The sequence below is a fragment of the Parafrankia sp. EUN1f genome, from assembly GCF_000177675.1.
In the GTDB taxonomy this organism is placed as follows: domain Bacteria; phylum Actinomycetota; class Actinomycetes; order Frankiales; family Frankiaceae; genus Parafrankia.
The window spans coordinates 21,309-45,957 of sequence record NZ_ADGX01000018.1; the positions used below are offsets into that span (position 1 = coordinate 21,309).

General features: G+C 70.1%; 24 protein-coding genes and 1 riboswitch. Of the genes, 14 read left to right on the plus strand and 10 right to left on the minus strand.

Annotated elements, in window-relative coordinates; genetic code table 11:
• Positions 1-12: 12 nt before the first annotated feature.
• The 3 genes from FREUN1FDRAFT_RS07610 to FREUN1FDRAFT_RS07620 are packed head-to-tail and all read right to left on the minus strand — an operon-like array spanning position 13 to position 2,947.
• Positions 13-855 (minus strand): carbohydrate ABC transporter permease, encoded by an 843-nt coding sequence (locus FREUN1FDRAFT_RS07610; protein WP_006539409.1) that lies wholly within the window; start codon positions 853-855, stop codon positions 13-15.
• On the minus strand, positions 852-1,739 hold the full coding sequence (locus tag FREUN1FDRAFT_RS07615; RefSeq protein WP_050795771.1) for a carbohydrate ABC transporter permease: 888 nt from the start codon (positions 1,737-1,739) through the stop codon (positions 852-854). The genes FREUN1FDRAFT_RS07610 and FREUN1FDRAFT_RS07615 overlap by 4 nt, the downstream gene beginning before the upstream one ends.
• Positions 1,736-2,947: an ABC transporter substrate-binding protein gene (locus tag FREUN1FDRAFT_RS07620; protein WP_050795772.1), complete on the minus strand. Its 1,212-nt coding sequence runs from the start codon at positions 2,945-2,947 to the stop codon at positions 1,736-1,738. Before FREUN1FDRAFT_RS07620 ends, FREUN1FDRAFT_RS07615 begins: the two co-directional genes overlap by 4 nt.
• Positions 2,948-3,308: 361 nt before the next feature.
• Positions 3,309-3,385, plus strand: a riboswitch (cobalamin riboswitch).
• 53 nt (positions 3,386-3,438) lie between these two features.
• On the opposite strand from FREUN1FDRAFT_RS07620, the gene FREUN1FDRAFT_RS07625 reads away from it, so the two are divergent.
• The 4 genes from FREUN1FDRAFT_RS07625 to FREUN1FDRAFT_RS07640 all read left to right on the plus strand — a co-directional run bounded on the left by FREUN1FDRAFT_RS07625 (position 3,439) and on the right by FREUN1FDRAFT_RS07640 (position 6,566).
• On the plus strand, positions 3,439-3,675 hold the full coding sequence (locus FREUN1FDRAFT_RS07625; protein ID WP_006539412.1) for a CbtB domain-containing protein: 237 nt from the start codon (positions 3,439-3,441) through the stop codon (positions 3,673-3,675).
• A 77-nt stretch (positions 3,676-3,752) separates the two neighbouring features.
• On the plus strand, positions 3,753-4,556 hold the full coding sequence (locus FREUN1FDRAFT_RS07630) for a CbtA family protein (protein ID WP_232295087.1): 804 nt from the start codon (positions 3,753-3,755) through the stop codon (positions 4,554-4,556).
• A complete protein-coding gene (locus tag FREUN1FDRAFT_RS07635) occupies positions 4,553-5,545 on the plus strand; it encodes a cobalamin biosynthesis protein (RefSeq protein WP_006539414.1) in 993 nt (330 codons plus the stop codon). Before FREUN1FDRAFT_RS07630 ends, FREUN1FDRAFT_RS07635 begins: the two co-directional genes overlap by 4 nt.
• Before the next feature lie 226 nt (positions 5,546-5,771).
• Positions 5,772-6,566, plus strand: a complete 795-nt coding sequence (locus tag FREUN1FDRAFT_RS07640) for a VOC family protein (protein ID WP_006539415.1) — start codon at positions 5,772-5,774, stop codon at positions 6,564-6,566.
• 198 nt (positions 6,567-6,764) lie between these two features.
• Here the strand turns inward: FREUN1FDRAFT_RS07640 and FREUN1FDRAFT_RS07645 are convergent, their stop codons facing one another.
• Positions 6,765-8,069 (minus strand): NtaA/DmoA family FMN-dependent monooxygenase, encoded by a 1,305-nt coding sequence (locus FREUN1FDRAFT_RS07645; protein ID WP_006539416.1) that lies wholly within the window; start codon positions 8,067-8,069, stop codon positions 6,765-6,767.
• A 435-nt stretch (positions 8,070-8,504) separates the two neighbouring features.
• On the opposite strand from FREUN1FDRAFT_RS07645, the gene FREUN1FDRAFT_RS42900 reads away from it, so the two are divergent.
• The 4 genes from FREUN1FDRAFT_RS42900 (at position 8,505) to FREUN1FDRAFT_RS07660 (ending at position 12,049) form a co-directional block, all read left to right on the plus strand.
• On the plus strand, positions 8,505-8,870 hold the full coding sequence (locus FREUN1FDRAFT_RS42900) for a PadR family transcriptional regulator (protein ID WP_232295090.1): 366 nt from the start codon (positions 8,505-8,507) through the stop codon (positions 8,868-8,870).
• Positions 8,867-10,141, plus strand: a complete 1,275-nt coding sequence (locus tag FREUN1FDRAFT_RS07650) for a tetratricopeptide repeat protein (RefSeq protein WP_006539418.1) — start codon at positions 8,867-8,869, stop codon at positions 10,139-10,141. Before FREUN1FDRAFT_RS42900 ends, FREUN1FDRAFT_RS07650 begins: the two co-directional genes overlap by 4 nt.
• A gap of 88 nt (positions 10,142-10,229) precedes the next feature.
• Positions 10,230-11,159 carry a sugar phosphate isomerase/epimerase gene (locus FREUN1FDRAFT_RS07655; RefSeq protein ID WP_006539419.1) on the plus strand — a complete coding sequence of 310 codons (930 nt, stop codon included), beginning with the start codon at positions 10,230-10,232 and terminating at the stop codon, positions 11,157-11,159.
• A gap of 80 nt (positions 11,160-11,239) precedes the next feature.
• Complete coding sequence (locus tag FREUN1FDRAFT_RS07660) at positions 11,240-12,049, plus strand: patatin-like phospholipase family protein (RefSeq protein ID WP_157474443.1); 810 nt, start codon at positions 11,240-11,242, stop codon at positions 12,047-12,049.
• A gap of 22 nt (positions 12,050-12,071) precedes the next feature.
• On the opposite strand, the gene FREUN1FDRAFT_RS07665 is transcribed toward FREUN1FDRAFT_RS07660, so the two are convergent.
• The 3 genes from FREUN1FDRAFT_RS07665 to FREUN1FDRAFT_RS07675 all read right to left on the minus strand — a co-directional run bounded on the left by FREUN1FDRAFT_RS07665 (position 12,072) and on the right by FREUN1FDRAFT_RS07675 (position 15,086).
• The gene (locus tag FREUN1FDRAFT_RS07665) at positions 12,072-13,178 is read right to left on the minus strand and encodes an alpha-hydroxy-acid oxidizing protein (RefSeq protein WP_050795773.1); all 1,107 of its coding nucleotides are present in this window, start codon (positions 13,176-13,178) and stop codon (positions 12,072-12,074) included.
• A 176-nt stretch (positions 13,179-13,354) separates the two neighbouring features.
• Positions 13,355-14,131: a FadR/GntR family transcriptional regulator gene (locus FREUN1FDRAFT_RS07670; protein ID WP_006539422.1), complete on the minus strand. Its 777-nt coding sequence runs from the start codon at positions 14,129-14,131 to the stop codon at positions 13,355-13,357.
• A gap of 151 nt (positions 14,132-14,282) precedes the next feature.
• Positions 14,283-15,086, minus strand: a complete 804-nt coding sequence (locus tag FREUN1FDRAFT_RS07675; RefSeq protein WP_006539423.1) for an enoyl-CoA hydratase/isomerase family protein — start codon at positions 15,084-15,086, stop codon at positions 14,283-14,285.
• A 512-nt stretch (positions 15,087-15,598) separates the two neighbouring features.
• Here FREUN1FDRAFT_RS07675 and FREUN1FDRAFT_RS07680 point away from each other — a divergent pair.
• Both FREUN1FDRAFT_RS07680 and FREUN1FDRAFT_RS07685 read left to right on the plus strand, forming a co-directional pair.
• Positions 15,599-16,360, plus strand: a complete 762-nt coding sequence (locus tag FREUN1FDRAFT_RS07680) for an SDR family oxidoreductase (RefSeq protein ID WP_006539424.1) — start codon at positions 15,599-15,601, stop codon at positions 16,358-16,360.
• 8 nt (positions 16,361-16,368) lie between these two features.
• Complete coding sequence (locus FREUN1FDRAFT_RS07685; protein ID WP_006539425.1) at positions 16,369-17,118, plus strand: enoyl-CoA hydratase/isomerase family protein; 750 nt, start codon at positions 16,369-16,371, stop codon at positions 17,116-17,118.
• A gap of 114 nt (positions 17,119-17,232) precedes the next feature.
• Here FREUN1FDRAFT_RS07685 and FREUN1FDRAFT_RS07690 read toward each other — a convergent pair whose 3' ends face one another.
• A complete protein-coding gene (locus FREUN1FDRAFT_RS07690) occupies positions 17,233-18,066 on the minus strand; it encodes an amidohydrolase family protein (RefSeq protein ID WP_006539426.1) in 834 nt (277 codons plus the stop codon).
• Positions 18,067-18,136: 70 nt separating this feature from the next.
• Positions 18,137-19,198 carry a phosphotransferase family protein gene (locus FREUN1FDRAFT_RS07695; RefSeq protein WP_006539427.1) on the minus strand — a complete coding sequence of 354 codons (1,062 nt, stop codon included), beginning with the start codon at positions 19,196-19,198 and terminating at the stop codon, positions 18,137-18,139.
• 332 nt (positions 19,199-19,530) lie between these two features.
• Here FREUN1FDRAFT_RS07695 and FREUN1FDRAFT_RS07700 point away from each other — a divergent pair, with 332 nt between their 5' ends.
• Genes FREUN1FDRAFT_RS07700 through FREUN1FDRAFT_RS07710 form a run of 3 tightly spaced genes read left to right on the plus strand, consistent with a single transcriptional unit; the run spans position 19,531 to position 21,865 of the window.
• Positions 19,531-20,394, plus strand: coding sequence for an SDR family oxidoreductase (locus FREUN1FDRAFT_RS07700; protein WP_006539428.1), 864 nt, complete (start codon positions 19,531-19,533; stop codon positions 20,392-20,394).
• Positions 20,391-21,155: a carboxymuconolactone decarboxylase family protein gene (locus tag FREUN1FDRAFT_RS07705; RefSeq protein ID WP_006539429.1), complete on the plus strand. Its 765-nt coding sequence runs from the start codon at positions 20,391-20,393 to the stop codon at positions 21,153-21,155. The genes FREUN1FDRAFT_RS07700 and FREUN1FDRAFT_RS07705 overlap by 4 nt, the downstream gene beginning before the upstream one ends.
• The gene (locus tag FREUN1FDRAFT_RS07710) at positions 21,152-21,865 is read left to right on the plus strand and encodes a TetR/AcrR family transcriptional regulator (protein ID WP_006539430.1); all 714 of its coding nucleotides are present in this window, start codon (positions 21,152-21,154) and stop codon (positions 21,863-21,865) included. Before FREUN1FDRAFT_RS07705 ends, FREUN1FDRAFT_RS07710 begins: the two co-directional genes overlap by 4 nt.
• Before the next feature lie 4 nt (positions 21,866-21,869).
• Here the strand turns inward: FREUN1FDRAFT_RS07710 and FREUN1FDRAFT_RS07715 are convergent, their stop codons facing one another.
• Positions 21,870-23,066 (minus strand): cytochrome P450, encoded by a 1,197-nt coding sequence (locus FREUN1FDRAFT_RS07715; RefSeq protein ID WP_006539431.1) that lies wholly within the window; start codon positions 23,064-23,066, stop codon positions 21,870-21,872.
• Positions 23,067-23,378: 312 nt separating this feature from the next.
• On the opposite strand from FREUN1FDRAFT_RS07715, the gene FREUN1FDRAFT_RS07720 reads away from it, so the two are divergent.
• The gene (locus FREUN1FDRAFT_RS07720; protein ID WP_006539432.1) at positions 23,379-24,422 is read left to right on the plus strand and encodes a DUF2382 domain-containing protein; all 1,044 of its coding nucleotides are present in this window, start codon (positions 23,379-23,381) and stop codon (positions 24,420-24,422) included.
• Positions 24,423-24,649: the final 227 nt, after the last annotated feature.

Sequence of the window (24,649 nt, forward strand, 5' to 3'; positions counted from 1 at the left end):
CGGTGCCAACCCCTAGCCCTTCACCGCGCCGGAGGTCAGCCCGGCGACGATCCGTCGTTGGAACAGCAGAACGAAGACGATGATCGGGATGGTGATGACCACGGCCGCCGCCGCGATCGACCCGATCGGCTGGGCGAACTGCGACGCCCCGGTGAAGAAGGCGATCGCCGCCGGGGCCGTGCGGGACGACTCCGTGGACGTCAGCGAGATCGCGAACAGGAAGTCGTTCCAGCAGAAGATGAACACCAGGATCGCGGTGGTCACCGTCCCGGGCGCCGCCAGCGGGGCGATCACCCGGACGAAGGTCTGAGCCGGCGTGGCCCCGTCCATCGCGGCGGCCTTCTCCAGGTCCGGCGGGATCTCCCGGAAGAACGTGGCGAGGGTGTAGATGGCCAGCGGCAGCGAGAACGTCAGGTACGGGACGATCAGCCCGATCCAGGTGTCGAAGATCCCCAGCTGGCGCCACAGGTTGAACAGCGGGCTGATCAGGGAGATCTGCGGGAACATCGCGATCAGCAGCGCCAGCCCCACCAGCGCCCGCCGCCCCGGGAAACGCAGCCGGGCGATCGCGTACGCGGCCAGGCCGCCGATCCCGACGGCGAGCAGGGTCGAGATCAGCGCGATGCCGAGTGAGTTCACCAGCGCCCGGGTGAACAGCGACTGCGTGAAGATTCCCCGGTAGTTCGCCAGTGTCGGGTCGGTGGGCACGAGACGGCCGTCGCCGATGGACTCCGGCGTCTTGAACGACAGCGACACCAGCCACAGCAGCGGTACCAGCGACAGGACGACGACGACTGTGTTCGCCGTCACCCAGCCCAGCAGGGCCCGGTTTCCGGCTGCCGGGTCGCTGGTCAACGGTGGTCCGTTTCCTGGCCCGGCGCCGCCGTACCGAATCCCCGGACGAAGACGACGGCGATCAGGGCGACGACTCCGAAGATCAGAACGGACAGCGCGGAGCCGACGCCGAGGTTCAACGCGGTGAACAGGTTGTCGTAGCCGAGGATCGACACCGAGCGGGTGTCGTGGGCGCCCGCCGTCAGCACATAGATGTCGTCGAAGATGCGGAAGCCGTCCAGGGTGCGGAAAAGCAGCGCCACCAGGATCGCCGGCTTCATCAGCGGTAGCGTCACCCGGCGCAGCCGCGCCCACGCCCCGGCTCCGTCCACCTGTGCCGCGCGCAGCAGCTCCTCGGGAACCAGCGCCAGCCCCGCGAGCAGCAGCAATGCCATGAACGGCGTCGTCTTCCACACCTCCGCGAGGATGATCACGGCCACGCCCCAGGTCTGCGAGGTCAGGGGCGCGGCGTCCCCGAACAGACCGGCCAGGTAGCCGGTGCCCGGCGTCCAGGCGAAACGCCAGCCGAAGGCGGCGACCACGGTCACGATGCCGTAGGGGATCAGGATCACCGTGCGTACCAGGCCGCGGCCGACCAGCGTCCGGTGCATCAGCAGCGCGAGCGCCAGGCCCAGCACGAACTCGATCGCCACCGAGACCACCGTGATGATCATGGTGATCTTCAGCGCCTGCCACCACAGCCCGCTCGACAGCACCGTGCCGTAGTTCGCCAGCCCCACGAACGCCGTGTCGGCGGGGAAGCGCAGGTCGTACCGGCGCAGCGACAGATAGACCGCGTAGCCGATCGGATACGCGGTGACCAGCAGGATCACCAGCACCGCCGGCGCGCACAGCAGCCAGCCCAACCGCCGCTCGGCCCGCGCCCGCGGCGACAGCCCGCTCAGGGGACCAGCCCCTTCGACTCGAGCGCGTCGGCGATCGCGGTGCGCAGGCCGTCGAGCCGCCCCACCGAAGCCGACCGTGGCGGCGACAGGGCGTCGGAGATCTGCAACGACACGGTCTGGTACGCCGGGGTCCGCGGCCGGACGCTCGCGTTGCGCAACGCCTCACCGACCGCGGCGGCGAACGGGTAGCCGCCGTCGATCAGCTCCCGGTCGGTGTAGAGGGCCTCCAACGTGGGCGCCAGCCCACCCCTGATCGCGGTACGGATCTGGTTGGCCCGGCCGCGCAGGCATTCGATCGCCCGCCGGGCCAGGTCGGGATGGGCCGAATAGGAACTGACCGCGAGGTTGTAACCACCGATGGTGGGATGCGACGGCTGCCCGGCGACGAGGCCAGGCCACTGTGCCCAGCCGATCTCGGGCGCCAGGCCCGGCGCGTTGTGCCGCGCCGACGGATAGACGAACGGGTAGTTGAGCTGGAACGCCGCCGCCCCGCTCTCGAATACCAGCCGGTTGTCGTCCTCCCGCTGGTTCGACCAGGACGGGTCGGCCGCCGGTGAGTCCGCCAGGGCCCGGATCGCCGCCACCGCCTGCTCCGCCGGCGCTCCCAGCCGCACCCGTGATCCGTCCGCGGAGAGGATCGAACCACCCGCCGAGGCCACCAGCGTGTTGAACAGGACCGTCAGCCCCTCGTACTGGGCTCCCTGCACCTCGACGAGGTGCGGCCTCCCGCGCGCTGCGAGACCGCGGGCCGCCGCGAGCATCTCGTCCCAGGTCCGCGGGGGAGTGGGCACCAGGTCCTTGCGATACCACAGCAGTTGCACGTTGGTGTTCAACGGTGCCGCGTACAGGTGGTTCGCCCAGGTGCCGGTGCGGGTCGCGACCGGGAGCGTGCCGGTGGTGATCCGCTGCGCGGTCGCGTCGTCGAACGCCTCGATCCACCCGGCCTCGGCGAACTCGGGCGTCCAGGTCACGTCGAGGGCGAGGATGTCCATCGAGGTGTCCTCGGCGGCCAGCCTGCGCACCAGCTGCTGGCGCTGGCCGTCGGCGTCGTTCGGCAGGACGTCGATGCTGATCCGGTAGGCGCCACCCGAGGACGCGGAGCAGTCCGCCGCCGCTGCCGCGAACGACCCGGACGACTCGTTGTAGACGTACCAGCGCAGGGCCGGTGGACCGCCGGCCGGCCGGCTCCCGCAGGTGGCGACCAGCATCGTCGCCGAGCCGACCACTACCGTGCGGACCACTACCGTGCGGACCGCTGCCGAGCGGACCGCTGCCGAGCGGACCGCTGCCGAGCGGAGCAGCGCTGCGTGGGCCGGCCGCACCAACACCGAGCGGGCCGACCGCGCTTCGAGCGTCACCGGCCCAGGCCGCCTTCTCGGGAGCACAGCCTCTCCTTCCTGACGGAGATCAGAGTGCTACCCGGTGCGGCCCCATGCCCGGATTTCGTGTGAGAAGCGTTGCGTGCCGATCACGGCAGGCGTTGTGACTTGGAACAGACAGGTAGAACTCGCCGTTGACGGTTCGTTCGGAAATCTCGTAGCCTGACTGCCGATAGTCGTGATGTTGACAGGAAGCCGGTGAGATTCCGGCGCGGCCGCGCCACTGTGACCGCCTGTGGGGATTTCCCTCAAGGGCGGAAGCCAGACCCGATTCGTCACGTAACAACCAGCGGGACGCGTGATCCCTGGGAGGTCCTCGCATGGCCGAGTCCGTTGTTCCCCCGTCTGTTGTCCCCGCTCCGTCAGTCGGCGGCGCGCGGCCGTTGCAGCTTCCGCTGCGCGAGATCGTTCCGTGGGCTGTGCTCACGGGCGTGCTCATGCTGCTCGTGATCTACTTCGTCGGGTCCGAAGAGGGCGCCTTCTCGATGGTGGGCGGCACCTGGATCCACGAGTTCGTGCACGATGGTCGGCACCTGCTCGGTTTCCCCTGCCACTGAACCGCCTACGCCCGCGGAGCTTTCCGCGTTGACGGCGGAGGCCGTTTCACATGATGCGCAGACTCCTTGTATTTGGCATGCTCGTAGGCCTCCTCGCCGGTCTGGTCGCCTTCGGGTTCGCCTCCATCGCGGGTGAGCCGCAGGTCGACGCGGCGATCGCCCTCGAGGAGGCAGCGGCCCAAGGGGAGGCCGTGGCCCCGCATTCCCACGGCGAGGACGAGGCCGCGGCCACGCACTCGCACGAGGAGCCCGCGGAGGTGTCGCGGTCGACCCAGAAGGGGATCGGCCTCGCCGTCGCGACCGGCCTGTACGGCGTCGCGATGGGCGGGCTTTTCGCCATCGCGTGCGCCGTCGCCTACGGCCGCATCGGCGTGCCGGGGATGCGGGCCACCGCCGCGACAGTGGCACTGGTCGGTTTCATCGCGGTCGCCCTGGTTCCCTTTCTCAAATACCCGGCGAACCCCCCGGCTGTGGGGAACCCTGACACCATCGACCGCCGCACCGGCCTGTATGTGGTGATGGTTCTGGTCTCGGTGCTGGCCGCACTGATCGCGGCGCAGGTCGGCCGGGTGCTCGCCGGCCGGAGCGCCGGACGCGGCGGCGGGTGGAACGCCTGGCTCGCCTCGGCCGGGGCGTTCACCGTTCTGGTGACGGTGGCCGCCGTGCTCCTGCCCGTGGTCAACGAGGTGCCCGTGTCCTTCCCGGCCGAGCTGTTGTGGCGTTTCCGGTTGTCCTCGCTGGGCACCCAGGCGCTGGTCTGGGTGGTGCTCGGGCTCGGGTTCGGCCCGCTCGCCGAACGTGTGCTCAACCCGTCACCGGCCCGGCGTACGACGGCCCTCCCGGTGTCGGCCTCGCCCGCGTCGAGCGGCACGGCCGGTTGATCGACCGGCGAGCCCTGGGTCTGCTGCTTGGCGCGGGGCTCGACGTGCTTTTCGCGGATCCGGCCCGGTCCCATCCGGTGGCTGGTTTCGGCCGGGTCGCCGGGAGTCTCGAGCAGGTCGTCCATCGCGACAACCGGCTGGTCGGCGCCGCGTACGCGGCGGTGCTCGTCGGGGTCCCGGCGCTGGCCGCGCACCGGGTGGAACGAGCGCTGGCCGCCCGCCCCGCCAGCCCGGCGGCCGGGCTGGCCATGACGGCGCTGACCGCCGCGACCACGTGGGCGGTGCTGGGCGGCACGTCGCTGCGTCGGGAGGGCCGGGCGCTCGGCGGTGAGCTGGCCCGGGCCGACCTGGCCGCCGCGCGTCGCCGGCTGCCGTCGCTGTGCGGGCGGGATCCGTCGGTGCTCGACGCGGCCGGGCTGGCGCGGGCCGGGGTCGAGTCGCTGGCCGAGAACACCTCGGACGCCGTCGTCGCGCCGCTCCTGTGGGGCGCGGCCGCCGGCCTGCCCGGTCTGGTCGCCTACCGGGCGGTGAACACCCTGGACGCGATGGTCGGCTACCGCAACGCCCGCCATCGCCGCTTCGGCTGGGCCGCCGCTCGGGCCGACGACCTGGCCAACCTGGTACCCGCCCGGATCTGCGCGCTGCTCACCTGTGCCTGCGCCCCGGTGGTCGGCGGCTCACCGGCGCAGGCGCTGCGGACGGTGCGCCGGGACGGCCGGCGCCATCCCAGTCCGAACTCCGGTATGGCCGAGGCCGCGTTCGCCGGGGCGGCCGGTCTGCGGCTCGGCGGTGAGCTGCGGTATGCCCACGGCGTCGAGCACCGTCCCGAGCTGGGCGCGGGACGTCGGCCGCAGGTCGAGGACCTGGCGGTCGCGGCGCGACTGTCCGGAGCGGTCACGGTGGCCGCGGCCGGGCTCAGCGCCGGCGTCGCCGCCGCCGCGGCGCGGTCGCGGTCGAGGTCGAGGGCCGCGGCGGGAAAGCAGGCCTGATCGCCGGTGCTGCCACGGCGGCGCGCCCTGCTTCGCCCGCTCTGATCGCCGGGCGATCGCCGGGTGGCGGCACGCCGTCGGCGAATTTCTCGCGATGTCGCGGCCGTGCGGCGATGAGTTTCTGTCGGTGGTCGGGTCCAATCTGTCGACAGCACGAGCACGGCGACCTGCGGGCGCACCTCCCGCGCCCGGCGCGCCGCGTGCCGCGACGATGAAGGAGCCTGTGATGCCCGCCAACGACACCACCCTGCCTGGCGCCCCCTGCTGGATCGACCTGATGACCTCGGATGTCGAAGGTGCCCGCACGTTCTACGCGGAGCTGTTCGGCTGGGTCCCGGCGGAGCCGTCCGAGGAGTTCGGCGGCTACTTCATGTTCTTCAGCAAGGACGGGAAGATGATCGCCGGCGGGATGCCGAAGCAGGAGGCCGAACTCCCCGACGTCTGGACCACCTATCTGATGGTGCAGGATGCGGAGAAGACCGTCGCGGCGGCATCCGCGCACGGGGGAAGCGTGCTGGTCCCGCCGATGCCCGTGGCCGACCTGGGAACCATGGCCGTGGTGACCGACCCCGCGGGTGCGGTGATCGGCCTGTGGCAGCAGGGCAGCCACCGCGGTTTCCAACTGCTGGCCGAGCCGGGAGCGCCCGGCTGGTTCGAGCTGATGAGCCGTGACTTCGCCGCCTCCGTCCCCTTCTACCAGGAGGTCTTCGGCTGGAAGACGAAGGTCATGGGCGACACCGACGACTTCCGCTACCTCGTCCAGGTCGACGACGCCGGCGAGCAGTACGCGGGGATCATGGACGCCGCGCGTTTCCTCCCCGAGGGCGTCCCGTCGCACTGGGGTGTGTACATCGCGGTGGAGGACACCGACGCCACGGTGGCCCTGGCCGAGAAGCTCGGCGGCACGGTCGCCCAGCCGCCGATCGACACCCCCTACGGCCGGCTCGCGATCGCGGCCGACCCGTTCGGCGCCGCCTTCAAGCTGGTCGGGCCCAACAAGGAGGAGCAGGCGACTGGCTGAGGCGGATGCACGCCCGCGGCCCCGGTGCGATCCGCCCGGCGGGAGGTCCGGCCCCGGTGAGAGATGGTTACCGGGGCGGGCCGCACGTCGTCCCGGGTTCCGCCTGGCCGCTGCCCGCCTGGCCGCTGCCCGTCCGGCCGCTGGCCGGTGTCGCGTTCTGCCAGGCCGTCGCGCGAAGGCAGCGTCAGAGCCGATCGATCAGAAGTCGAGCAGGTTGTCGCGGAACAGCCGGTGCGGGTACGACCCGCGCATGAGCCCGCGGCGGCGCAGCGCCGGGGCGAGCCCGTCCACGATCTCGCTGACCGAACGGCGGTGCACCGGCGTGGCGATCAGGAAGCCGTCGCCGCCGACGGCGTCCATCACCTCGCCCATCTGCACGGCGACGGTGTCCGGCGAGCCGACCAGCTCCACCGACTCGACCGTGTCGTGATCCATCACGGTCTCCCGCAGCGTGCGTCCACCCGCGGCGGCGGCGAACCGGGCCATCGAGCTCTGGTGGCCGTTCACCTGGCCGGTCAGATCCGGGAAAGGAGCGTCCAGGTCGAACTGCGCGAAATCGATGCCGCTGAAGTAGGACATCTGCCCGAGGATGGTGTCCATGACGTCGGGGTCGTGCTGCCGGGCGCGGCGCTGGGCCAGGGTCTCGCGGGCCTCCGCGTCGGTCTCGCCCAGAACCGGGTTGACCAGGAACAGCACCTTGCAGTCGGCCGGCTTGCGCCCATGCCGAAGCATGCGCTCGGAGATGTCGTCCCGGTAGGCGCGCATCGCGTCCACGCCGTGCGGCACCGCGATGATGGTGTCGGCGTACGTCGCGGCGAGCTCCCGGCCCGCGGGTGACCCGCCGGCCTGGCAGATCACCGGGCGGCCCTGCGGCCCGGCCGGGGCGTTGAGAGGCCCGCGGCTGCGGTGGAAACGCCCGTCGAAGTCGACGGTGTGCACCTTGCGGTGATCCGCGAAGACCCCGCCACTGGCGACCACCGCGCCGGGCTCCCAGGAGGACAGAAGCTGATCTACCAGGTCCATCCACTCGCCGGCCATCTCGTAGCGCAGGTCGTGCTCGAAATGTTCCGCGAAACCGAAGTTCTGGGCCGAGCGGTGGCTGCTGGACGTCACCAGGTTCGCCCCGACCCTGCCTTCGGAGAGGTGGTCGAGAGAGGCCAGCATCCGGGCCGCCATGAACGGCGGATAGAACGACGTCGACAGTGTCGCCACCAACCCGATGCGCGAGGTGGCCTGGCTCATCACGGCCACGGCGGCCATCGGGTCCAGCCGCGGTGACTCCCAGGCGTGGGCGAGATCGACCTCCATCGTCCCCTTGTAGGTATCAGTGATCATCAGGCCGTCTTCGAGGATCAGATAGTCGAAGAACGCGCGCTCGAGCGAACGGGCGAGATCGGTGTAGAAGCCGCCCCGGGTCCATTCCGCGGAAAGCGTGCCCGACCACATGTCGTTCCAGGCCTGCGGCCCGAATCCACTGCCGACGAACCAGCCCAGGTGGAACATGCGCACCTCTTCCTCACGGTCGTAACCACGACGGGCGGCGGCGGCCGGGGCCGACGGGGCCGACGGGGCCGTGCACGGGTCGTTGATCCAGGCACGCGGCAGTCTCGTCGCCGTGGATTGCCGGCCTGGGGCCGTCTGGTTGCCCTGCCGTTGCGCCGGTTGATCCGTCGCGTGGTGCCCGATCGGAGCCCGGTGTGCTTCGATCGCGCCGCCGTACGCGACGGTGACGCGTGTCAGGGCCGTGCGCCTGGCGGCAGAACTCCCAGCCCCGGCCGGAGCGGCCGGAGGGTCGGCGGACGGCCCTTTTCCCGATAATTGTCGGGTTTGACGAAATGGCTGCGGCGCTTATTCTTCCTAGGTAGATTAAGGGTCATGCCGGATCCCACGCGGGTCACGGGCCCGCTTCTCGACGTCCTGGAAGCCTTTCTTGACGCCATGCAAAAATCCGAGGAGCTCCATGGATGGGTCATCTCCAGGTCGACGGGGAGGTCAGGGCCGACCGTCTACGGAATTCTCGACCGCCTCGAGGACCTGGGGTGGGTGACCGGCCGGTGGGAGGAGCCGCCGGCGGAGCCGTCCCGGCCCCGTCGCCGCCTGTACGTTCTTTCGGCCGAAGGAGCCGCGGCGGCGCGGGAACTACTGGCCGAGCGCCGGGGAAGCAGCACCCGCCGGGGAAGCAGCACCCGCCGAGGCGTGGTGCGGCCGGCCGGGTCCGGACCCACACGACCCTCTGACGCGCTTCGGGGCCTCTCCTTCACCGGGGCTTGCCGCCGTTTCGTTCTCTTCGGTGGTACGCGGTGAATATCGCCGGCCCTCTGCTGGGGATTCTGTGCTGCTATCTGCTGAACGAGATCTACGACATCTCTCCATGGTTTGGCCGGGTGCTCGCCCGCTGGGCCGCACACCTGCGCTATGCGGACCCGTTGCGAGCCCACGTGCGAGCCGAGGAGCTGGCCGCACACATCGACGCCCGGCCGGGCAAGCTCCTCAAACTGTGTACCGCTGCCGGGCTGTTCGTCTCCGCTGTCGGGGCCGCGCTCGGGCGGCGGCTAGGCCGGCCTGATCGACTCGCCGCCCGGTCGGCGGCGACCACCTGGCGCCTCAGCGCGATCGAGTCGCTGTCACGGGCGATATACGCGTTCGGGGATATCCGTGGTCTGCCACGGGCCAGCCGTCGGCGGTTCATCTCGCTGACGCGGCTGCTGCTCCAGCTGCTCGGCAGCCCGGCAGGCACGTTCGACCGGCGGAGCAGGGACGCACTGCTCGCTCTGGTCGCCCACACCGGCGCGGTGCTCGTCGAGAACCGCGACGACCGGGCCGGCGCCGCGCTGATCGCCGCGGCGCGGCCGCACGTGATCCTGCTGGACGCGGATCGGCCAGCGGCGCTGAGCTGCCGCTTCACCGGCGCGATGGCGGCGCTGCGGATCGGTGACCGTGACTGGGCGGAGAGCGAGCTGCGGGACGTCCACACGAGGCAGACGAGGGTGCTTGGCCCGGGTCATCCCGAGACGGTGGAGTCGTGCCGCTACCTGGCCTGGGCCCTGGTGCAGCAGGGGCGGCCGGACGAAGCCGAGGTGGTCTTCGCCGAACTCGGGGCCATGATCGAGCAGGCCGTCGACACGACCGCGACGCAGCGGCTGCACTTCGACTGCATGTACGCCTGGCTGCTGGGCAGGCAGCGGCGATGGGCCGACGCCGAGGCGGCCTACCGCGCTGTCATCGAAAGCCGGGCCGCTCTTCTCGGGCCACTGCACGCGGACACGTTGGACGCGGAGCATTCGCTGGCTCAGGTGCTGCTGGCGATGGGGGACACCCCGGGTGCCCGCGATCTGTGCGCGCGGGTGCTGGTGGCTCGCCGCAGAATATTCGGGGCCAGGCATCCCGACACGCTAGAGACACGGAAGTACCACGCGCTGGCCACGGCACGGATCGACCGACGGCGTGTTCCGGCGGCGCGCCGCGAGCTGCGGAGGATCCTCCGGACGCAGACGAGCCGTCTCGGCGCGGACCATCCGAGCACCGCCGACACCCGTGCATGCCTCCTCGAGCTCGTCGGCTCGCCGGGCGCCTGACCGGGCTTCGCCGTGGGTGGTCATCCCGCGCGCCGCGAGGACGACGTCCCGAACAAAGACGTCCCGAACAAAACAGAAAGGGACCACCGTGGAACTTGGCCTGTTCACCGCCTGTCTGCCGCGGCTCGGGCTCGCCGACATCGCGGCCTGGTGCGTCCGGTCGGGCTACCAGACGCTGGAGGTCGCTGCCTGGCCGGTCGGAAGCGAGCACGCTCACCAGGCCAGCCACATCGATGCCGAGAGCTTCTCCGCGGCGGAGGCGACCGCCGTCCGCAAGCTGTTGGCTCAGCACGGACTTTCCATTTCGGCGGTCAGCTACTACGGCAACAACCTTCACGCCGACGAGGACGAACGGCGACGGACGCATGACCATCTCCGCCGCTGCGTCGATGCCGCGGCCAGGCTCGAGGTTCCGTGCGTCGGGACCTTCATCGGCAGGGATCCCTCGCGCACCGTCGCGGCGAACGTGGAGCTCGCGGAGAAGTCCCTGCCACGGCTGGTCGATTACGCGCGGCGGCGCGATGTGCGGCTCGTCGTCGAGAACTGCCCCATGGAAGGCTGGCACCCCGACGGGTATCCGGGGAACCTGGCCTATTCACCGGAGCTGTGGGACTGGATCTTCGATCTCGGTTTCTACCTGAACTACGATCCGTCCCACCTTTGCTGGCTCGGCATCGACCCCATCGACGCGCTGCGGCCCGCCCTGGAAGGCGGAAAAGTGCTGCATGTGCAGGCGAAGGACATCGAGATCGACGAACGGCGGCGCAGCCAGTACAGCGTTTTCGGGCGGGCGTTGGGCCGGGTGAGACCCGAGGACGTCGGCTGGTGGCGTTACCGGGTTCCGGGCCGCGGCCAGCTCGACTGGAACCGCATCATCGACGTCCTCCATGACGGGGGTTTCTCCGGGACGGTCGCCGTCGAGCACGAGGACCCGGTGTGGAGCGGTTCGGAGGAGAAGGTCAAGAGGGGCCTTGAGATCGCCGCGCGTACTCTCGGCCCGCTGGTCCTGGGCGGATGATTTCTGGGCGAACCCGCCTGCCGGTCCATTCACGGGCGGGACTTGACCTCAACCTCTCTTGAGGTCCGATGCTGGCGCGCATGACCTTCTCTGCTGCCCAGGCGGTCGTGCTCGGTCCCGGTGGGATCGTCGGCATGGCGTGGCTGTTCGGGCTCGCGGCCGGGCTTCGTGACGAGGGTGTGGACCTGGCGGACGCCGACCTGATCGTGGGAACCTCCGCGGGGGCGATCGCCGGCGCGGCGCTGGCCTCCGGCGGTGATCTCCGGCGGCTGGCGGCGCCTCCCGAGTCGTCCGGACCGTGGCGCCGGCCAGATCCCGATCTCATGGCCCGGGTGCGGGCCCTCCTCGGTGATACCGGGCTGGCGCCGGCGGAGGCCCGCCGCCGCGTCGGCCGGCTCGCGCTCACCGCGCCCACCATCGCGCAGGACGAACATGTGGCCTCGATGGAGTACCTGGTCGGTGCCGGCGACTGGCCGGACCGCGCAATGCTGATCACCACCGTGGATCTCGATAGCGGTGAGCCCGTGGTGTGGGACCGCACCAGCGCCGCTCCGCTGGCGAGAGTGGTGGCGGCGAGCTGTGCGATGCCCGGTGCCTATCCGCCGGTCACGATCAACGGCCGTCGTTATATCGACGGAGCCCTCGCAGGGGGATCCCATCCGCATCTTGCCGCCGGGGCGAAGACGATTGTCCTGGTAGAGCCCTTCGGGGTCGACTCGGGCGAGGCGCCGGTGCCTGGCACCCGCACCATCGGAGTCGTCCCCGACGATGCAGCGCGCGTGGCCATCGGCACGGATGTGGGCGACCACACCCGTTGGGTACCGGCCTTCGAGGCGGGCCTGCGACAGGCCCCGGCGGCCGCCGGGCGAATTCGCCTTCCGGTCCCCTGATACCGGACCTCGCGCGGAAGACCTATCGACGGCGCAGGGCCGAAGGGCCGAGGTCGGCGATCCGTGGGTAACCGTCGACCGCCATGAGCAGGTCGGCCTCGGCAAGCAGCGAACGCAGCACGTGAACGACTCCGTCCTCGCCGCCGAGCGACAGACCGTACACATAAGGTCTTCCCACGCCGACCGCCCGGGCACCCAGCGCGAGCGCCTTGACGATGTGGTCACCGGAGCGCACACCGGAGTCGAAGACCACCGGAATCTCGCCGGCGGCCTCGACCACGTCGGGCAGCATGTCGAGCGAGGCCAGACCGCCGTTCGCCTGGCGACCACCATGGTTGGAGCAGTAGATCGCGTCGACACCACCGTCGACTGCTCGTCGGACGTCCTCGGGATGCATGATCCCTTTGAGGATCAGCGGCAGGCTGGTCATGGACCGGAACCAGGCCAGGTCCGTCCAGGTCAGGCTCGGGTTGCCGAAGGTCAGCGCCCAGGTCCCCACGGCGGCCTGGAGATCCTCTTTCGGCGGTCTGGCCAGTCGGGAGACGAAGACCGGGTCGCTGAAGTAGTTCTCGAGTGCCAGCCCGCGCAACTGGGGAAAGTTCGATCGGGTGAGATCACGGGGCCGCCATCCCGGAACCCAGGTGTCGAGCGTGACGACAATCCCCCTGAAGCCCGCGTTCTCAGCCCGGTGCACCAGGCTCTCGGCGAGCTCACGGTCGTTGGGTGTGTAGAGCTGGAAGAATCCCGGAGTTTCCCCGAGCTGGGACGCGACATCCTCCAACGGGTCGGCCGCGAGAGTGGAGGCGATCATGGGTACGCCGGTCCTCGCCGAAGCCCGCGCCACCGCCAGGTCGCCGTGACCGTCCTGGGCGCACAGACCGATCACGCCGACGGGAGCCATCAGCAGCGGCGACGGCAGCGTGATCCCGCAGAGCTCGACCGACAGATCCCGGTGGCTGCCGTCGACGAGCATCCTGGGGATCAGGCCCCAGTCGTCGAACACCGAGACGTTGAGATCCTGGGTTCGTTCGTCGCCGGCACCGCCGGCCACGTACGAGAGCAGCCACGGGTCGAGGGCCCGGGAGCCGCGTTCCTCCAGTTCGGCATAGGTCATCGGCATCGTCGGCATGATGCCGGAGAGACCGTTCAGGTAGATCTCAAACTGGTAGTCACCGAAGTTCGCCACAGGGCTCGCCTGCTCGCTCGTAGGTGCCGAAACGTACGCCCGCACCGCCGTATCCGCCACGGCCGGTTGCCGGGCGAGCTACCACCGCCGGACCATATCCGGTCGGACGCCACATCCGGTCAGAAGGCGTGTTGCATCAGATCGATGACGGTCTTCGCGCGCTGTGCGAGCATGACCCGGCCGACGATCTTCATGTGCCCGGCCCAGTGCTCCTCGGCCGCGCCGGCGTCGCCCTGCTCGATGAGGGTGGCGAGCCGGGCCTGGGAACGCAGGCCGCGCAGTTTGGTGGTGGTGGCGTCGCCGGCGTCGTCGGGCTGGCTCACCGCGGCCACGGCCCGGGCGACGACCTCGTTGAGCATTTCGGTGACGATGGCCAGTGTCTGGTTGCCGGCGAGCTCCACGAGCCGGCTGTGAAAACGTGAGTTGGCCTGCCCGAAGGCGTCGGGGTCGTCCACCGCCTCAAGCTGCTCGGCGGTGAGCCGGCGCAGCTCCGCGGCCGCTGACCGGTGTGAGCGCGACGCGGCCACCATCCGTGCCGCGACCGGCTCGATCAAGCTGCGGGCGTCGTAGACGTCCACCAGCGGGACGTTGCGGGCCTGCAGGACCATCGCCGCGGTGCGTGCCGTCAGCCGCTCGTCGGGCTGGTGGACGATCACACCACCGAGCACCCCGCGGCGCACGGAGATGAGGCCTTCCGTCTCCAGGATGCGCAGCGCCTCCCGCAGCGACGGGCGGGACACCCCGAACCGGTCGACCAGGTCGGGCTCGCGGCCGAGTGACTCACCCTCCGCCAGTTCGCCCTGCACGATGAGCCGCCGGAGCTCGTCGGCGATCCGCTGCGGCTTCTCGCGGGGCGCTGCCCGCTCACCGCCGCGGGCGTTCCCGGCCTCGGTCACCTGGGTTGACCTTCCTTCCGCTGGTTACCTTCCACGGGTCGCCTTCCGCTGGCCGCCCCGCCCAGGCCACCTGCCTTACACCTGCCTTCCACCTGCCTTCCACGGACCGGCACGCGCTCGGCGCCGGCGGCAACGGCCACGGTCCGCGGGATCAGCTGCACTGCCACTTGGGCGTGCGCTTCTCCATGAACGCCTGCGGTCCCTCCTGGGCGTCGTCGGTGCGGACGACGCGTTCGCGGTAGGCCTCGGCCATGATCTCGGCCTCGTGCAGGGGGAGGTCGCGGCCCTTGCGGATTGCGAGGCGGGTGCCGCGTACGGCGAGGGGGGCGTTGCGGTTCACGATGCCGGCGATCTCGTGTGCGCGTTCGAGCAGCCGGTCGTGTTCGACGACTTCGGAGACGAGCCCGAGGTCGTAGGCGCGCTGGGCGCTCATGCGCTCGTGCCGGCCCATCAGCGCCATCCGCATGGCGATGTTGGTGGGCAGGGCGCGGGCGAGGCGGACGGCCTCCCGTCCGCTGACGAGGCCGATGCTCACGTGAGGGTCGAAGAACTCGGCGCGTTCGGAGGCGATGACGATGTCACCGGTGGTGACCAGGTCGAGTCCGGCGCCGCAGCACAGCCCGTTGATCGCGGCGAGGATCGGCTTGGTCATGGTCCGGAAGGGAGGTGTGCCTTCCTGCGGGGCCTCCCACTGGGGGTAGGTCGTCAGGTACGGCTCTTCGTAGACGACCCGTCCGTCGCCGGAGATCTCGCCGACGTCGGCGCCGGCGCAGAAGGCCCGGCCGTTGCCGGTGATGACGAGGATCCAGACGTTGTCGTCGGCTTCGGCCTCGGCATAGGCACGGCGCAGTTCCTCGATCATGGCCGGGCTCAGGGCGTTGAGCTGGTCGGGCCGGTCGAAGGTGATCGTGGCGATGCGGTCGGCGACGTCGTACTGGATCGACTCGAACCCCATGGGTGATTCTCCCTCTCGTCCGTCTGCCCTGCACCGACGTCAGGCGCCTTAAACATATATATATTATGGAGCCTAGCTTCTGTCGTGGCGTGCGCGCAACGGTCGCGGACCGTGCTGCGGTCACCTGTGCCATCCGCCCACCCGCGTGCCGCCGTCGGCTGGGCTGTCGCCGCGGGGGACCCCGCGTGCCGCGCCTGCCGGCGGCGGTGCGCGGATCGGTGGGGGCGTCGATCCTCCGCGAGGTGTGGCGTGAACGCGACGGCCAAAAAGTGTAGATTTTTTGGAGTTAGCTGGTTCGTTGCCGCATCTGGACCGGTCACCCGCGCTGTGCTTGCGGGTGACCGGTCCGCAGGATAAAAGAAAGAAATACTTTATCCAAAATCAGCCTCGCCGCCCGCGGATGTCGTCCAGTGGGCGGGGCGGCCGAGGCGCGGGCCCACCGCCCGCATCGGGTGGCCGGCCAGGAACCGGCCGGGCCGGCCAGGACGTGAACCTCAGAGAGGAAGCATCACGTGGAACTGAAAGGCATACGGGCGGTCGCCGTGGGCGGCGCCTCCGGGATGGCCCGTGCGACGGCCGAGCTGATCGGTGCCCGCGGTGGCCGGGTCGCGATCCTCGACCGCGCCGCAAGTGACGGGGAAGCGGTCGCCGCGGGCCTCAACGGCACGTTCCACCCCTGCGATGTCACCGACTTCGCAGGGTTCGAGGCGGTCCTGGACGCGGCCGTGGCCGCGCTCGGCGGCATCGACGTCGTGGTGAACACCGCGGGCGGGGCGACACCCGGGCGCACCCTGGGCAAGGCGGGCCCGCTGCCGATCGAGGAGTTCCAGCGGGTCGTCGACCTCAACCTCGTCGGCACGTTCAACGTGGCCCGGCTGGCCGCCGCACGGATGGCCACCAACGAGCCGAACGCCGAGGGCGAGCGGGGCGTGATCATCAACACGGCGTCGATCGCCGCGTTCGAGGGCCAGATCGGCCAGATCGCCTACACCGCGGCCAAGGGCGGCGTCGCGGCGATGAGTCTCACGATGGCCCGGGAGCTGGGCTCGCTGGGGATCCGGGTGAACGCGATCGCGCCCAGCCTGTTCCACACCGGGCTGACCGCGGGGATCCCCGAGGAGTACGAGAAGGTGCTGACGAAGGACGCGGCCTTCCCCAAGCGGATGGGCCGGCCCGAGGAGTACGCCCTGCTCGCCGTCGGGATCGTCGAGAACCCGATGCTCAACGGCCAGACGATCCGTCTGGACGGCGGCCAGCGCTTCGCCCCGAAGTGAGCGACCAGATGAGCATCCTCACCGACCTGACCGACGGCGCGCTCGTCGTCACCATCAACCGCCCCGAGGCCCGCAACGCCCTGAACGGCGAGGTCGGCCAGGGTATCGTCGACGCCCTCGCGCGTGCCTCGGACGATGCGGACATCCGCTGTGTCGTTCTCACCGGCGCCGGCGATCGCAGCTTCTGCGCCGGCCTCGATCTCAAGGCCCTGGCCAGGGGCGAGAACCTCAAGCCCGTCATGGACGGCCTGAACGCGCTGCGTGACTTCCCGAAGCCGCTGCTGGGCGCGGTGAACGGTGCCTGCCTGGGTGGTGGCTTCGAGGTCATGATGTCCTGTGACCTCGTGGTCGCCGTCGAGAACACGCCGTTCGGGCTGCCCGAGGTCCGGCGCGGCCTGCTGGCCGGTGGCGGTGGCACCCGACTGCCGCAGCGGCTGCCGATCGCGGTCGCCCTCGAGCTCGGCCTCACGGGTGAGCCGATTCCCGCGGCGGAGGCGCTGCGCTGGGGTCTGATCAACCGCGTGGTTCCCCGCGAGGAGTTGCTGCCCGCGGCGCTCGAGCTCGCCGCGCGCATCAGGGCCGGCGGCCCGCTCGCTGTCTCCGCGACCAAGCGGCTGATGCGTGCCGAGCTCGGCGACGACGAGGCGGCGATGAAGCCGGTCTTCGAGGCGATGGGCACGCTCATGGGGAGCGAGGACGCCCAGGAGGCCGGTCGCGCCTTCGCCGAGAAGCGGACACCAGTCTGGAAGGGCCGCTGATCGCCAGCGGGCGATAGAGCAACGCCTCTGCGTGGTCGTTCGCATTCTCTGAACCTGGATGGCGGATCCTACGACTGGTCCGCCATCCGGGTTCCCGTGGCATGGCGTCCGCTGTTACGAGGCGGGCTTGCGGTCGAAGAAGAAGGCGTCCGCATTTCCGTACAGCCAGTTGTCGCGGACCTCGTCGGTCAGCGGGAGGGCCTCGGCCTCACCGAGGCACCGCTTGAACGACAGCACGGGGTAGTCCGAGGCGAAGATGACCCGGTTCTTGCCGCGGGTCGACATGAAGTGCAGCAGCGATTCGGGCAGCCGCTTCGGCGACCACGCCGACGTCATCAGGCGCAGGTTGCGGTACTTGATCATCAGGCGGATCGCGGTGTCCCACCACGGGTCGGCGCCATGGATCATGCACAGCTTCAGCTCGGGGAACCGGTAGCAGACCCGGTCGATGTGGATCGGGTTCTGCGGTTCGGCCGGCAGCGGCGGGCCGGGGATGCCGGTGTTGACGCACAGCGGCAGGTCGAGCTCGCAGCACTTGGTGTAGAGGGGGTAGTAGACCGGGTCGGTGGGCGGGTACATGCCGTCCCCCCAGAAGCTGGGGCCGACGGTGGCGCTCACCACCGGATAGTCGCGGGCGAACGACTCCAGGGCGCGGACCGTCGGCATGGGGTGGAGCAGGTTGAAGCCGCCGATCGCGAGGGCGAACCGGTCCGGGCGGGCCTCGGCGAACTGGAACGCACGGCCGTCGGGCTTCCCGGCCTTCGCGATCAGGACCGCGCGCTCGACACCGTTCGCGTCCATGTCCTCGAGCAACTCGGGAAGCTCCGGGCTGCGGAAGAAGTTGTCGCCGCCCTTGAAGTAGTCCTCCTTCACACGGACCATCCAGTCGGGCTGCTTCTTCGTGTCGCCGAAGTCGACGTTCACCAGGCAGTCGATGGCACGGGTCATCGTGATCTCCTTTCCTTGTCGGGAGTGTTCGGCCCGCGTATTCCCCCTGCGCAGTCGCGCTGGGCCGTGGTCAGACCTGGGAGAGCACTCGGCGGAGCGCCTGGCTGACCATGTTGTCGTAGGGGAAGGTGTCGGGCATGAAGCCCATGTCGACGACCAGCTTCCCGATCCGGACCATGATGACGGTGAACCGTAGCCCGGCGAACACCTCGAAGTAGTCGAGGTTGTCGGTGGGGCGCCCGGTGATCGACTGCCAGAGCGCGGCCGTCTCGTCGCGGGAGGGAAAGCCTGGCAGCCGGTTGACACCGGGGCCGGTGGTGAGGGTCTCGTCGGCGAAGATCCACCAGCCCAGGTCCAGGAGGGGATCGCCGACGCTCGCCATCTCCCAGTCGAGCACCGCGGCGACCTCGAAGTCCTGGAAGATGAGGTTGCTGAGCCGGGCGTCGCCCCAACACAGCGCCGGGGCGCCGACGGGCGTGGATGGCTTGTTGCGCTTGAGCCAGGCGAGTGCGTCCCGGGCCAGCTCGAAGGGCTTGCCCTCCTCGGCCCAGGCCAGGAACCGTTCGTAGCGGTCGATTTCCGCGCCAACCGGATCGTCCGCGGGCACCAGCAGGCCCGCGGGGAGGTTGAGATCGGCGAATGCGGTGGTGTGGACGCCCGCCAGCGCGCGGACCCCGCTCACCCAGGCCTGTCGCTGCTGCTCGGGAGACGCCTCGGCCAGCCACCCGGCGGACGCGTAGGGCGGGGTGTCGCTGGGGATCAGGCCCGCGACCCTTTCCATGATCCAAAAAGGGGCGCCGAACCAGGAGATGTCCGGTTCGAACCAGTGCATGCGGGCCATCGGCACGCTGGAGGCCTCGGCGAGCGCGCGCATCACGTGGAACTGCAGCGCGAACGTGTCGTCGGGGAACACCACGTAGCTCGTCGGCGCGATGCGCGCGACCAGGCGATGCCGTTCCGGCCCGGCGGGGCCGGCCCAGCTGGCGTCGAACAGGACTGTCTCGTTGGATGCCCCGGTCCCGGCCGGGATGGTCGGTTCCCCGACCTCGACGTCGGTCAGCCCGCGGACGTCGGTGAGCCAGGTGCGCAGGCGGCTGGCGGTCTCGAGGGGGTCTCGTAACTGGAAGTCCATGGGCAGGCCTCACGATGGTAGCGGCTAAAAGAACTATATATTTCGAGGGTCTGTGCCGCTAGCCTGCAGCCCGCCCCGACGGTGGAAAGCCGCGCCTGTTCGCGTGCGGAAGTCACGGTACCAGCGGCGTGTGCGGCACGACAGCTCCAGATGCTGGCTGGGCTGGCCCATCGACGCGCTGGATGGGCGGGCGTCCGCCGTGGATGCCGTGCGGCCATGTATCTAAACTATTCGGACCTTCCTCGTCTCCGTCATGGCGTGCGCCTGCCCGCGCGAAGGCAACTACCTTATCTTCTAAGCTGTCTGCTTTAAGTGAGGGAGGCCTGCATCGGATGACACATCCCCTGAAACTGACCGGAGCCGCCGTGGTCGTCACCGGCGGGGGCAGCGGCATCGGACGGGCCAGCGCGCTCGCGTTCGCGCGCCGCGGGGCCCGGGTCGTCGTGAGCGACCTCGACGCGGCCCGGGCCCACGCCGTCGCGACGGAGATCGCCGCCGCCGGCGGCGAGGCGATCGGCCTGCGCGTCGACGCCACGAGCGAGGCCGACCTCACGGCGCTGCGTACCGCCTGCCTCGAACGGTTCGGCCGGGTCGACGTCGTGATGAACAACGTCGGCGTGCTGGCCCTCGGCGCGCCCGAGTCGCTGCCCGACGAGGCCTGGCAACGTGTCCTCGACGTGAACCTGATGAGCGTGGCGCGCAGTAACCGGGTCTTCCTCCCGCTGCTGCTCGCCCAGGGCTCGGGGCACGTGGTGAACACGTCGTCCGCCTCGGGGCTGCTCGCCTACGGCTTCGACCGGCTGCCCTACGTGGCGAGCAAGCACGCGATCGTCGGGCTGTCCGAAGCGCTCGCGCTGTACCTGGGCCCCCGCGGTGTCGGGGTCACCTGCCTCTGCCCCTCGGGTGTGATCACGAACATCGTGGAACAGATCGCCGTCTACGGCGAGATGGCCGCGTCGCCGCGCGCGCCCGACCACCCCCTCGTCTCGGCGGAGACCGTGGGCGAGCTGGTGGCCGAAGCCGTGGCGCAGGGGCGGTTCCTCGTCCTCACCGTGCCCGAGATCTCCGACGAGCTGGTCGCCCGGGCCGCCGACCTGGACGCCTACCTGCGGACCCGTATCGCGCAGCAGTCATCAGACGCCGCGAGCGGCACCCCGCCAACCGTTCCACCCACTGCACGAAAGGAAAGATCATGACTGTGAGTCTGCCCGCCGATGATCTCTACCGCCTGGTGATGACCGTCGAGCCGCCGGCGGTGGAGACGCCCTTCGAAGCCGCGTCCCGCCGGTTCCTGTTCGGGGAGATCTGGAGCCGGCCGGAACTGGGCATCCGCGACCGGCGCCTGGTGTCACTGGCCTGCGTCGCCGCGGCCGACGCGGCGACGCCGATCGCCGACAACGTCTACGCGGCGTTACGCAGCGGCGATCTGACCATCGAGCAGCTGAACGAGGTGACACTGCACTTCGCCGTCTACTGCGGCTGGCCGAAGGCCTCGTTCCTGGAACAGACCGTCCGTGCGCAGTGGCAGCGGCTGCACGAGGAGCGTGGGCAGGAGGCACCGGCCTCGGCGACCCTGACCGTCGAGGACCTCGGGCCCGAGGACCGTGCGGAACGGATCCGCGGCGGGCAGGAGGAGTTCCGGACCGTCAACGTCATTCCGGCGCCACCGTCCGACTCGCCGTATTTCTACGCCGGCATCCTCAACTTCGTCTTCGGCCATGTGTGGCGCCGACCGGGCCTGAGCCGCCGTGAACGACGACTTGTCACGATCCCCTGCGTGGGGGCGTCGGACGCGGTCGGGCCGATCTTCTCGCACGTCGGTTCGGCACTAGAGTCGGGCGATGTGAGCTACGAGGAGATGCAGGAGATCATTCTGCACTTCAGTGCCTACTACGGTTTCGCCAAGGGTGAGGTGCTGCACGACGCTGCTCGACGCTGGCGAGCGGGCCGGTCATGAGCCAGCCGCAGGGCACCCCGTCGAGCCATGTGCCGGGCACCCCGCCGGGTGCGATGGCGCTGCGGCTCCTGCTGACCGCGGAGCGGCTGTTCGCCGAGCACGGTATCGACGGGGTGTCCCTGCGGCAGATCGCCGCACAGGCCGGCTCGGCCAACAACTCGGCGGTGCACTACCACTTCGGCTCGAAGAGCCAGCTGATCGAAGCGATCTTCGCCCACCGGCTGCCCCAGCTGGTGCAGCGGCGGGCGCTGCTGCTCGCCCGTAGCGACCGGGACGACCTGCGGGCACGTTTCGAGGCGCAACTGCTGCCGGTGCTCGAACTGGCCGAGTCGCCCGACAACTTCTACGTGTCCTTCGTCGAGCAGCTACAGCGCAGTGAGGAGTCGGGCGCGCTCGCCCATTCGGCGGAGATCCAGCGGTCGCAGCAGGATTTCCTCGAAGACATGCGCCGGCTGCTGGCCCATCTCGATGAGCCGGTGCGCACGATGCGCATCCGCGAGGTGCAGGAGCTCAGCGTGCATGCCGCCGCGCGGCGCGAGCGGGCGATCGTGGCAGGCGAGCAGGTCAGTCCGTTCGGCCTGTTCGTCAGCACCCTGATCGACGGCTTCACCGGGCACCTCGAGGCCCCGATGTCGCCGGAGACCCGCCGCTTCCTCCTCGGGACCGACCAGGACCAGGCTTCCTCGGCCATGCCCCTGCCGATGCTCTGACGGCCTAGCGGCTGACCGCGAGAGGGAGGGATTCCCAGCCGCGCATGGTCGAGGTGGAGGACAACGCGGTGTTGTCCCAGTCGACGTCCCATGCCGGGAACCGGTTGAGGAGCTCGTCGAGGGCGATGCGGCCCTCGAGCCTCGCCAGGGCGGCGCCCAGGCAGTAGTGGGTACCGAGCCCGAAGGTGATGTGCTGGTCGATCCGGCGGCGGATGTCGTAGCTTTCGCCGTCGCTCCACCGCCGCTCGTCGCGGTTGGCGGAGGCGACGAGCAGCATCATCGCGCTGCCCGCCGGGACGGTCTGGCCGTGCAGCTCGACGTCCCGTGTGACATAGCGGGCGATGGCGTGCCCGGTGGGCTCGAAGCGCAGCGTCTCCTCGATGGTGTTCGGGATCAGGTCCCGGTTCGCGACGAGGTCGGCGCGGTGGGCGGGGTGGCGGTCGAGCAGGGCGACCAGCCAGCCGATCAGGCGGGCGGTGGTCTCGTTCCCGGCCCCGGCCAGGACGGTGACGTAGGTCAGGATCTCCTCGCGGGTGAGCGTACGGGTGACGCCCTTCTCGTCGACGAACTCGGCGCGCAGGAGCTCTGTCATCAGGTCGTCGGAGGGATGCTCGGCCCGCCAGTCGATGTAGTCGGCGAAGATGTCGGTGTCCATGAGCGCGCCGGCCGACACCTTCATCTGATGGCCGGGCTCGGTGCGCAGCTTGGCGTCGGCGCGCTCGCGGACGGTCAGCTGGTCGGATTCGGGGATGCCGAGCAGCATGCCGATGACCCGCATGGGCACCTCGTTGGCGAACTCGGTCATCAGGTCGAACCGGTCGGCTCCGTCGAGCCGGTCGAGGCAGCGGACGCAGTACTCCCGGATCTCGGGCTCCAGCGCGAGCACTCGGCGCGGCGTGAACACCCGCGCGAGCAGCCGCCGGTAGATGTCGTGGATGGGCGGGTCCTCCATGAGTAACGTGCCCGGCGGGATCTCGATGTCGGCCTTGATGACCTCGAGGATCGGCCCTTTGGCGGAGGAGTAGGTGGCCCAGTCGACCAGCCCGCCGTTGACGTCGTCCCAGCGGCTGAGGACCCAGAAGTCGTGGCGGTCGTTGTACCAGAGCGGGGCCTCGGCCCGCAGCCGCCGGTAGACCGGGTACGGGTCGCGCGCGATCTCACGGTCGAACGGATCCCAGTACACCGGGCTCGAGTCGCTCACTCGGACACCTCCTGACATGGCCGCATTTCGCGGTCGAAGTTTGAACAGTGATTCAAACTAGCGGTGAGGCTACTGTCAACATCGATTGGCGGCCGGCCGACCCTGACCGGCGGCGGGCCGACCCCGGGCGGCGGCAGGCTCGCGGCCCCGAGCGGCGAGTCGGCGATTAATAGTTTTGGTGCACCTGACGCCCGAAAATCCGTTTCGCGTGCTGTTGTCCCGCGGCCGACTATCTTGCCGCCGCGCGTATTAGACGCGCCCCTGCGGGAAAACGAACATCAGTGACCGGACTAATCAGGAGAAGGGGATCGCATGCCTGCGCTCACCGAATTCGACCGCTGGCCGGGCCGTACCGTCGTCGGCCGCGACGGGGAGAAGATCGGGACGATCTCGACTCTCTACGTCGAGCCCTCCAACACCGAGCGCCCCGCCTACGCCGCCGTGCACACCGGGCTGTTCGGGACGAAGACGACGGTCGTGCCGCTGGACAAGGCCTCCGTCCAGGGGGACAAGCTCGCCGTGCCACTGACCAGGGAGCAGGTGAAGGACGCGCCGAGGATCGATTCCGGCGAGGACATCTCGCCACGCAAGCAGGAGGAGATCAACGCCTACTACGGCTTCGGCACCGGCAGGACAGTCCGGGGTTCCGCGGCCGGTTCAGCTGCCGGTACGGCGGCGGGCGCCACGGGAGGGACCCTCGGGACCGGTGAGCGGGCCGACCAGCGAACCACCCTGGAGGCGGACGAGCGGGCGGCCAGCCAGCGGACCATGGAGGCAGGCGAGCGATCGGCCGGGCAGCGCGCCATGGAGAAGGAGCAGAGGGCCTCCCGGCAGGGCGCGTCGGCGACGGACCAGCGGGCCTCCCGGCAGGGCGCGTCGGCGACGGACCAGCGGGCCGGCTCGGCCCGGGGCGCAGCGCCGGACGAGCGGGAACGCGGCGTACCGGTCCGTGGTGCCGAAGGCGAGATGACCCGTTCGGAGGAACGCCTCCGGATCAGCACCGAGACCGTCGAGACCGGCCGGGCCCGGCTGCACAAATACGTGGTGACCGAGAATGTCCGCAAGTCCGTTCCGTTCAGCCACGAGGAGGTGCGGCTCGAACGCGAGACCATCACCGATGCCGACCGGGCCGCGATACGCACCAGGCCCGAGCTGACCGAACAGGATCAGGAGGTGACGCTGCACGCGGAGCGGCCCGTGATCCAGAAGGAGACCGTGCCTGTCGAACGTGTGCGGCTGACCACCGAGCGGGTAACCGAGGAGCGGCAGATCGAGGAGCAGCTCCGCCACGAGGAAATCAACATGGACGTCGACGAAAGCCAGGGGCGCGGCGAACAGCGGCCCCGCCGGCCCTGAAACCCACGCCGGTCGCGGTAGCGGGCGCGCCTCACCTGTGTCGGATACTCGTCCGCTACCCGGGCCGGGCCCGCACCTGCGCAGTGGGGCGGAGCCGGTGCCGGGAACCGGCGCGACCCTGGCCAGGTGCAATAGCTCTAGACATTTTACGGTCGTGCGGCCTAGGCTGCTCGCGTTACGCGTCATTTCGATCGCGGGTGCGGGGCCGTGCGCGGCCTTTGCGGCGC

What these genes read in the sequence shown, in the direction of transcription:
- FREUN1FDRAFT_RS07620 (WP_050795772.1), bottom strand. Translation starts at nt 2,947, where the DNA reads ATGCTGGTCGCCACCTGCGGGAGCCGGCCGGCCGGCGGTCCACCGGCC.
- FREUN1FDRAFT_RS07630 (WP_232295087.1), top strand. Translation starts at nt 3,753, where the DNA reads ATGCTCGTAGGCCTCCTCGCCGGTCTGGTCGCCTTCGGGTTCGCCTCC.
- FREUN1FDRAFT_RS07625 (WP_006539412.1), top strand. Translation starts at nt 3,439, where the DNA reads ATGGCCGAGTCCGTTGTTCCCCCGTCTGTTGTCCCCGCTCCGTCAGTC.
- FREUN1FDRAFT_RS07695 (WP_006539427.1), bottom strand. Translation starts at nt 19,198, where the DNA reads ATGGACTTCCAGTTACGAGACCCCCTCGAGACCGCCAGCCGCCTGCGC.
- FREUN1FDRAFT_RS07700 (WP_006539428.1), top strand. Translation starts at nt 19,531, where the DNA reads ATGACACATCCCCTGAAACTGACCGGAGCCGCCGTGGTCGTCACCGGC.
- FREUN1FDRAFT_RS07675 (WP_006539423.1), bottom strand. Translation starts at nt 15,086, where the DNA reads ATGGGGTTCGAGTCGATCCAGTACGACGTCGCCGACCGCATCGCCACG.
- FREUN1FDRAFT_RS07710 (WP_006539430.1), top strand. Translation starts at nt 21,152, where the DNA reads ATGAGCCAGCCGCAGGGCACCCCGTCGAGCCATGTGCCGGGCACCCCG.
- FREUN1FDRAFT_RS42900 (WP_232295090.1), top strand. Translation starts at nt 8,505, where the DNA reads ATGCAAAAATCCGAGGAGCTCCATGGATGGGTCATCTCCAGGTCGACG.
- FREUN1FDRAFT_RS07660 (WP_157474443.1), top strand. Translation starts at nt 11,240, where the DNA reads ATGACCTTCTCTGCTGCCCAGGCGGTCGTGCTCGGTCCCGGTGGGATC.
- FREUN1FDRAFT_RS07705 (WP_006539429.1), top strand. Translation starts at nt 20,391, where the DNA reads ATGACTGTGAGTCTGCCCGCCGATGATCTCTACCGCCTGGTGATGACC.
- FREUN1FDRAFT_RS07645 (WP_006539416.1), bottom strand. Translation starts at nt 8,069, where the DNA reads ATGTTCCACCTGGGCTGGTTCGTCGGCAGTGGATTCGGGCCGCAGGCC.
- FREUN1FDRAFT_RS07640 (WP_006539415.1), top strand. Translation starts at nt 5,772, where the DNA reads ATGCCCGCCAACGACACCACCCTGCCTGGCGCCCCCTGCTGGATCGAC.
- FREUN1FDRAFT_RS07690 (WP_006539426.1), bottom strand. Translation starts at nt 18,066, where the DNA reads ATGACCCGTGCCATCGACTGCCTGGTGAACGTCGACTTCGGCGACACG.
- FREUN1FDRAFT_RS07720 (WP_006539432.1), top strand. Translation starts at nt 23,379, where the DNA reads ATGCCTGCGCTCACCGAATTCGACCGCTGGCCGGGCCGTACCGTCGTC.
- FREUN1FDRAFT_RS07665 (WP_050795773.1), bottom strand. Translation starts at nt 13,178, where the DNA reads ATGCCGACGATGCCGATGACCTATGCCGAACTGGAGGAACGCGGCTCC.
- FREUN1FDRAFT_RS07685 (WP_006539425.1), top strand. Translation starts at nt 16,369, where the DNA reads ATGAGCATCCTCACCGACCTGACCGACGGCGCGCTCGTCGTCACCATC.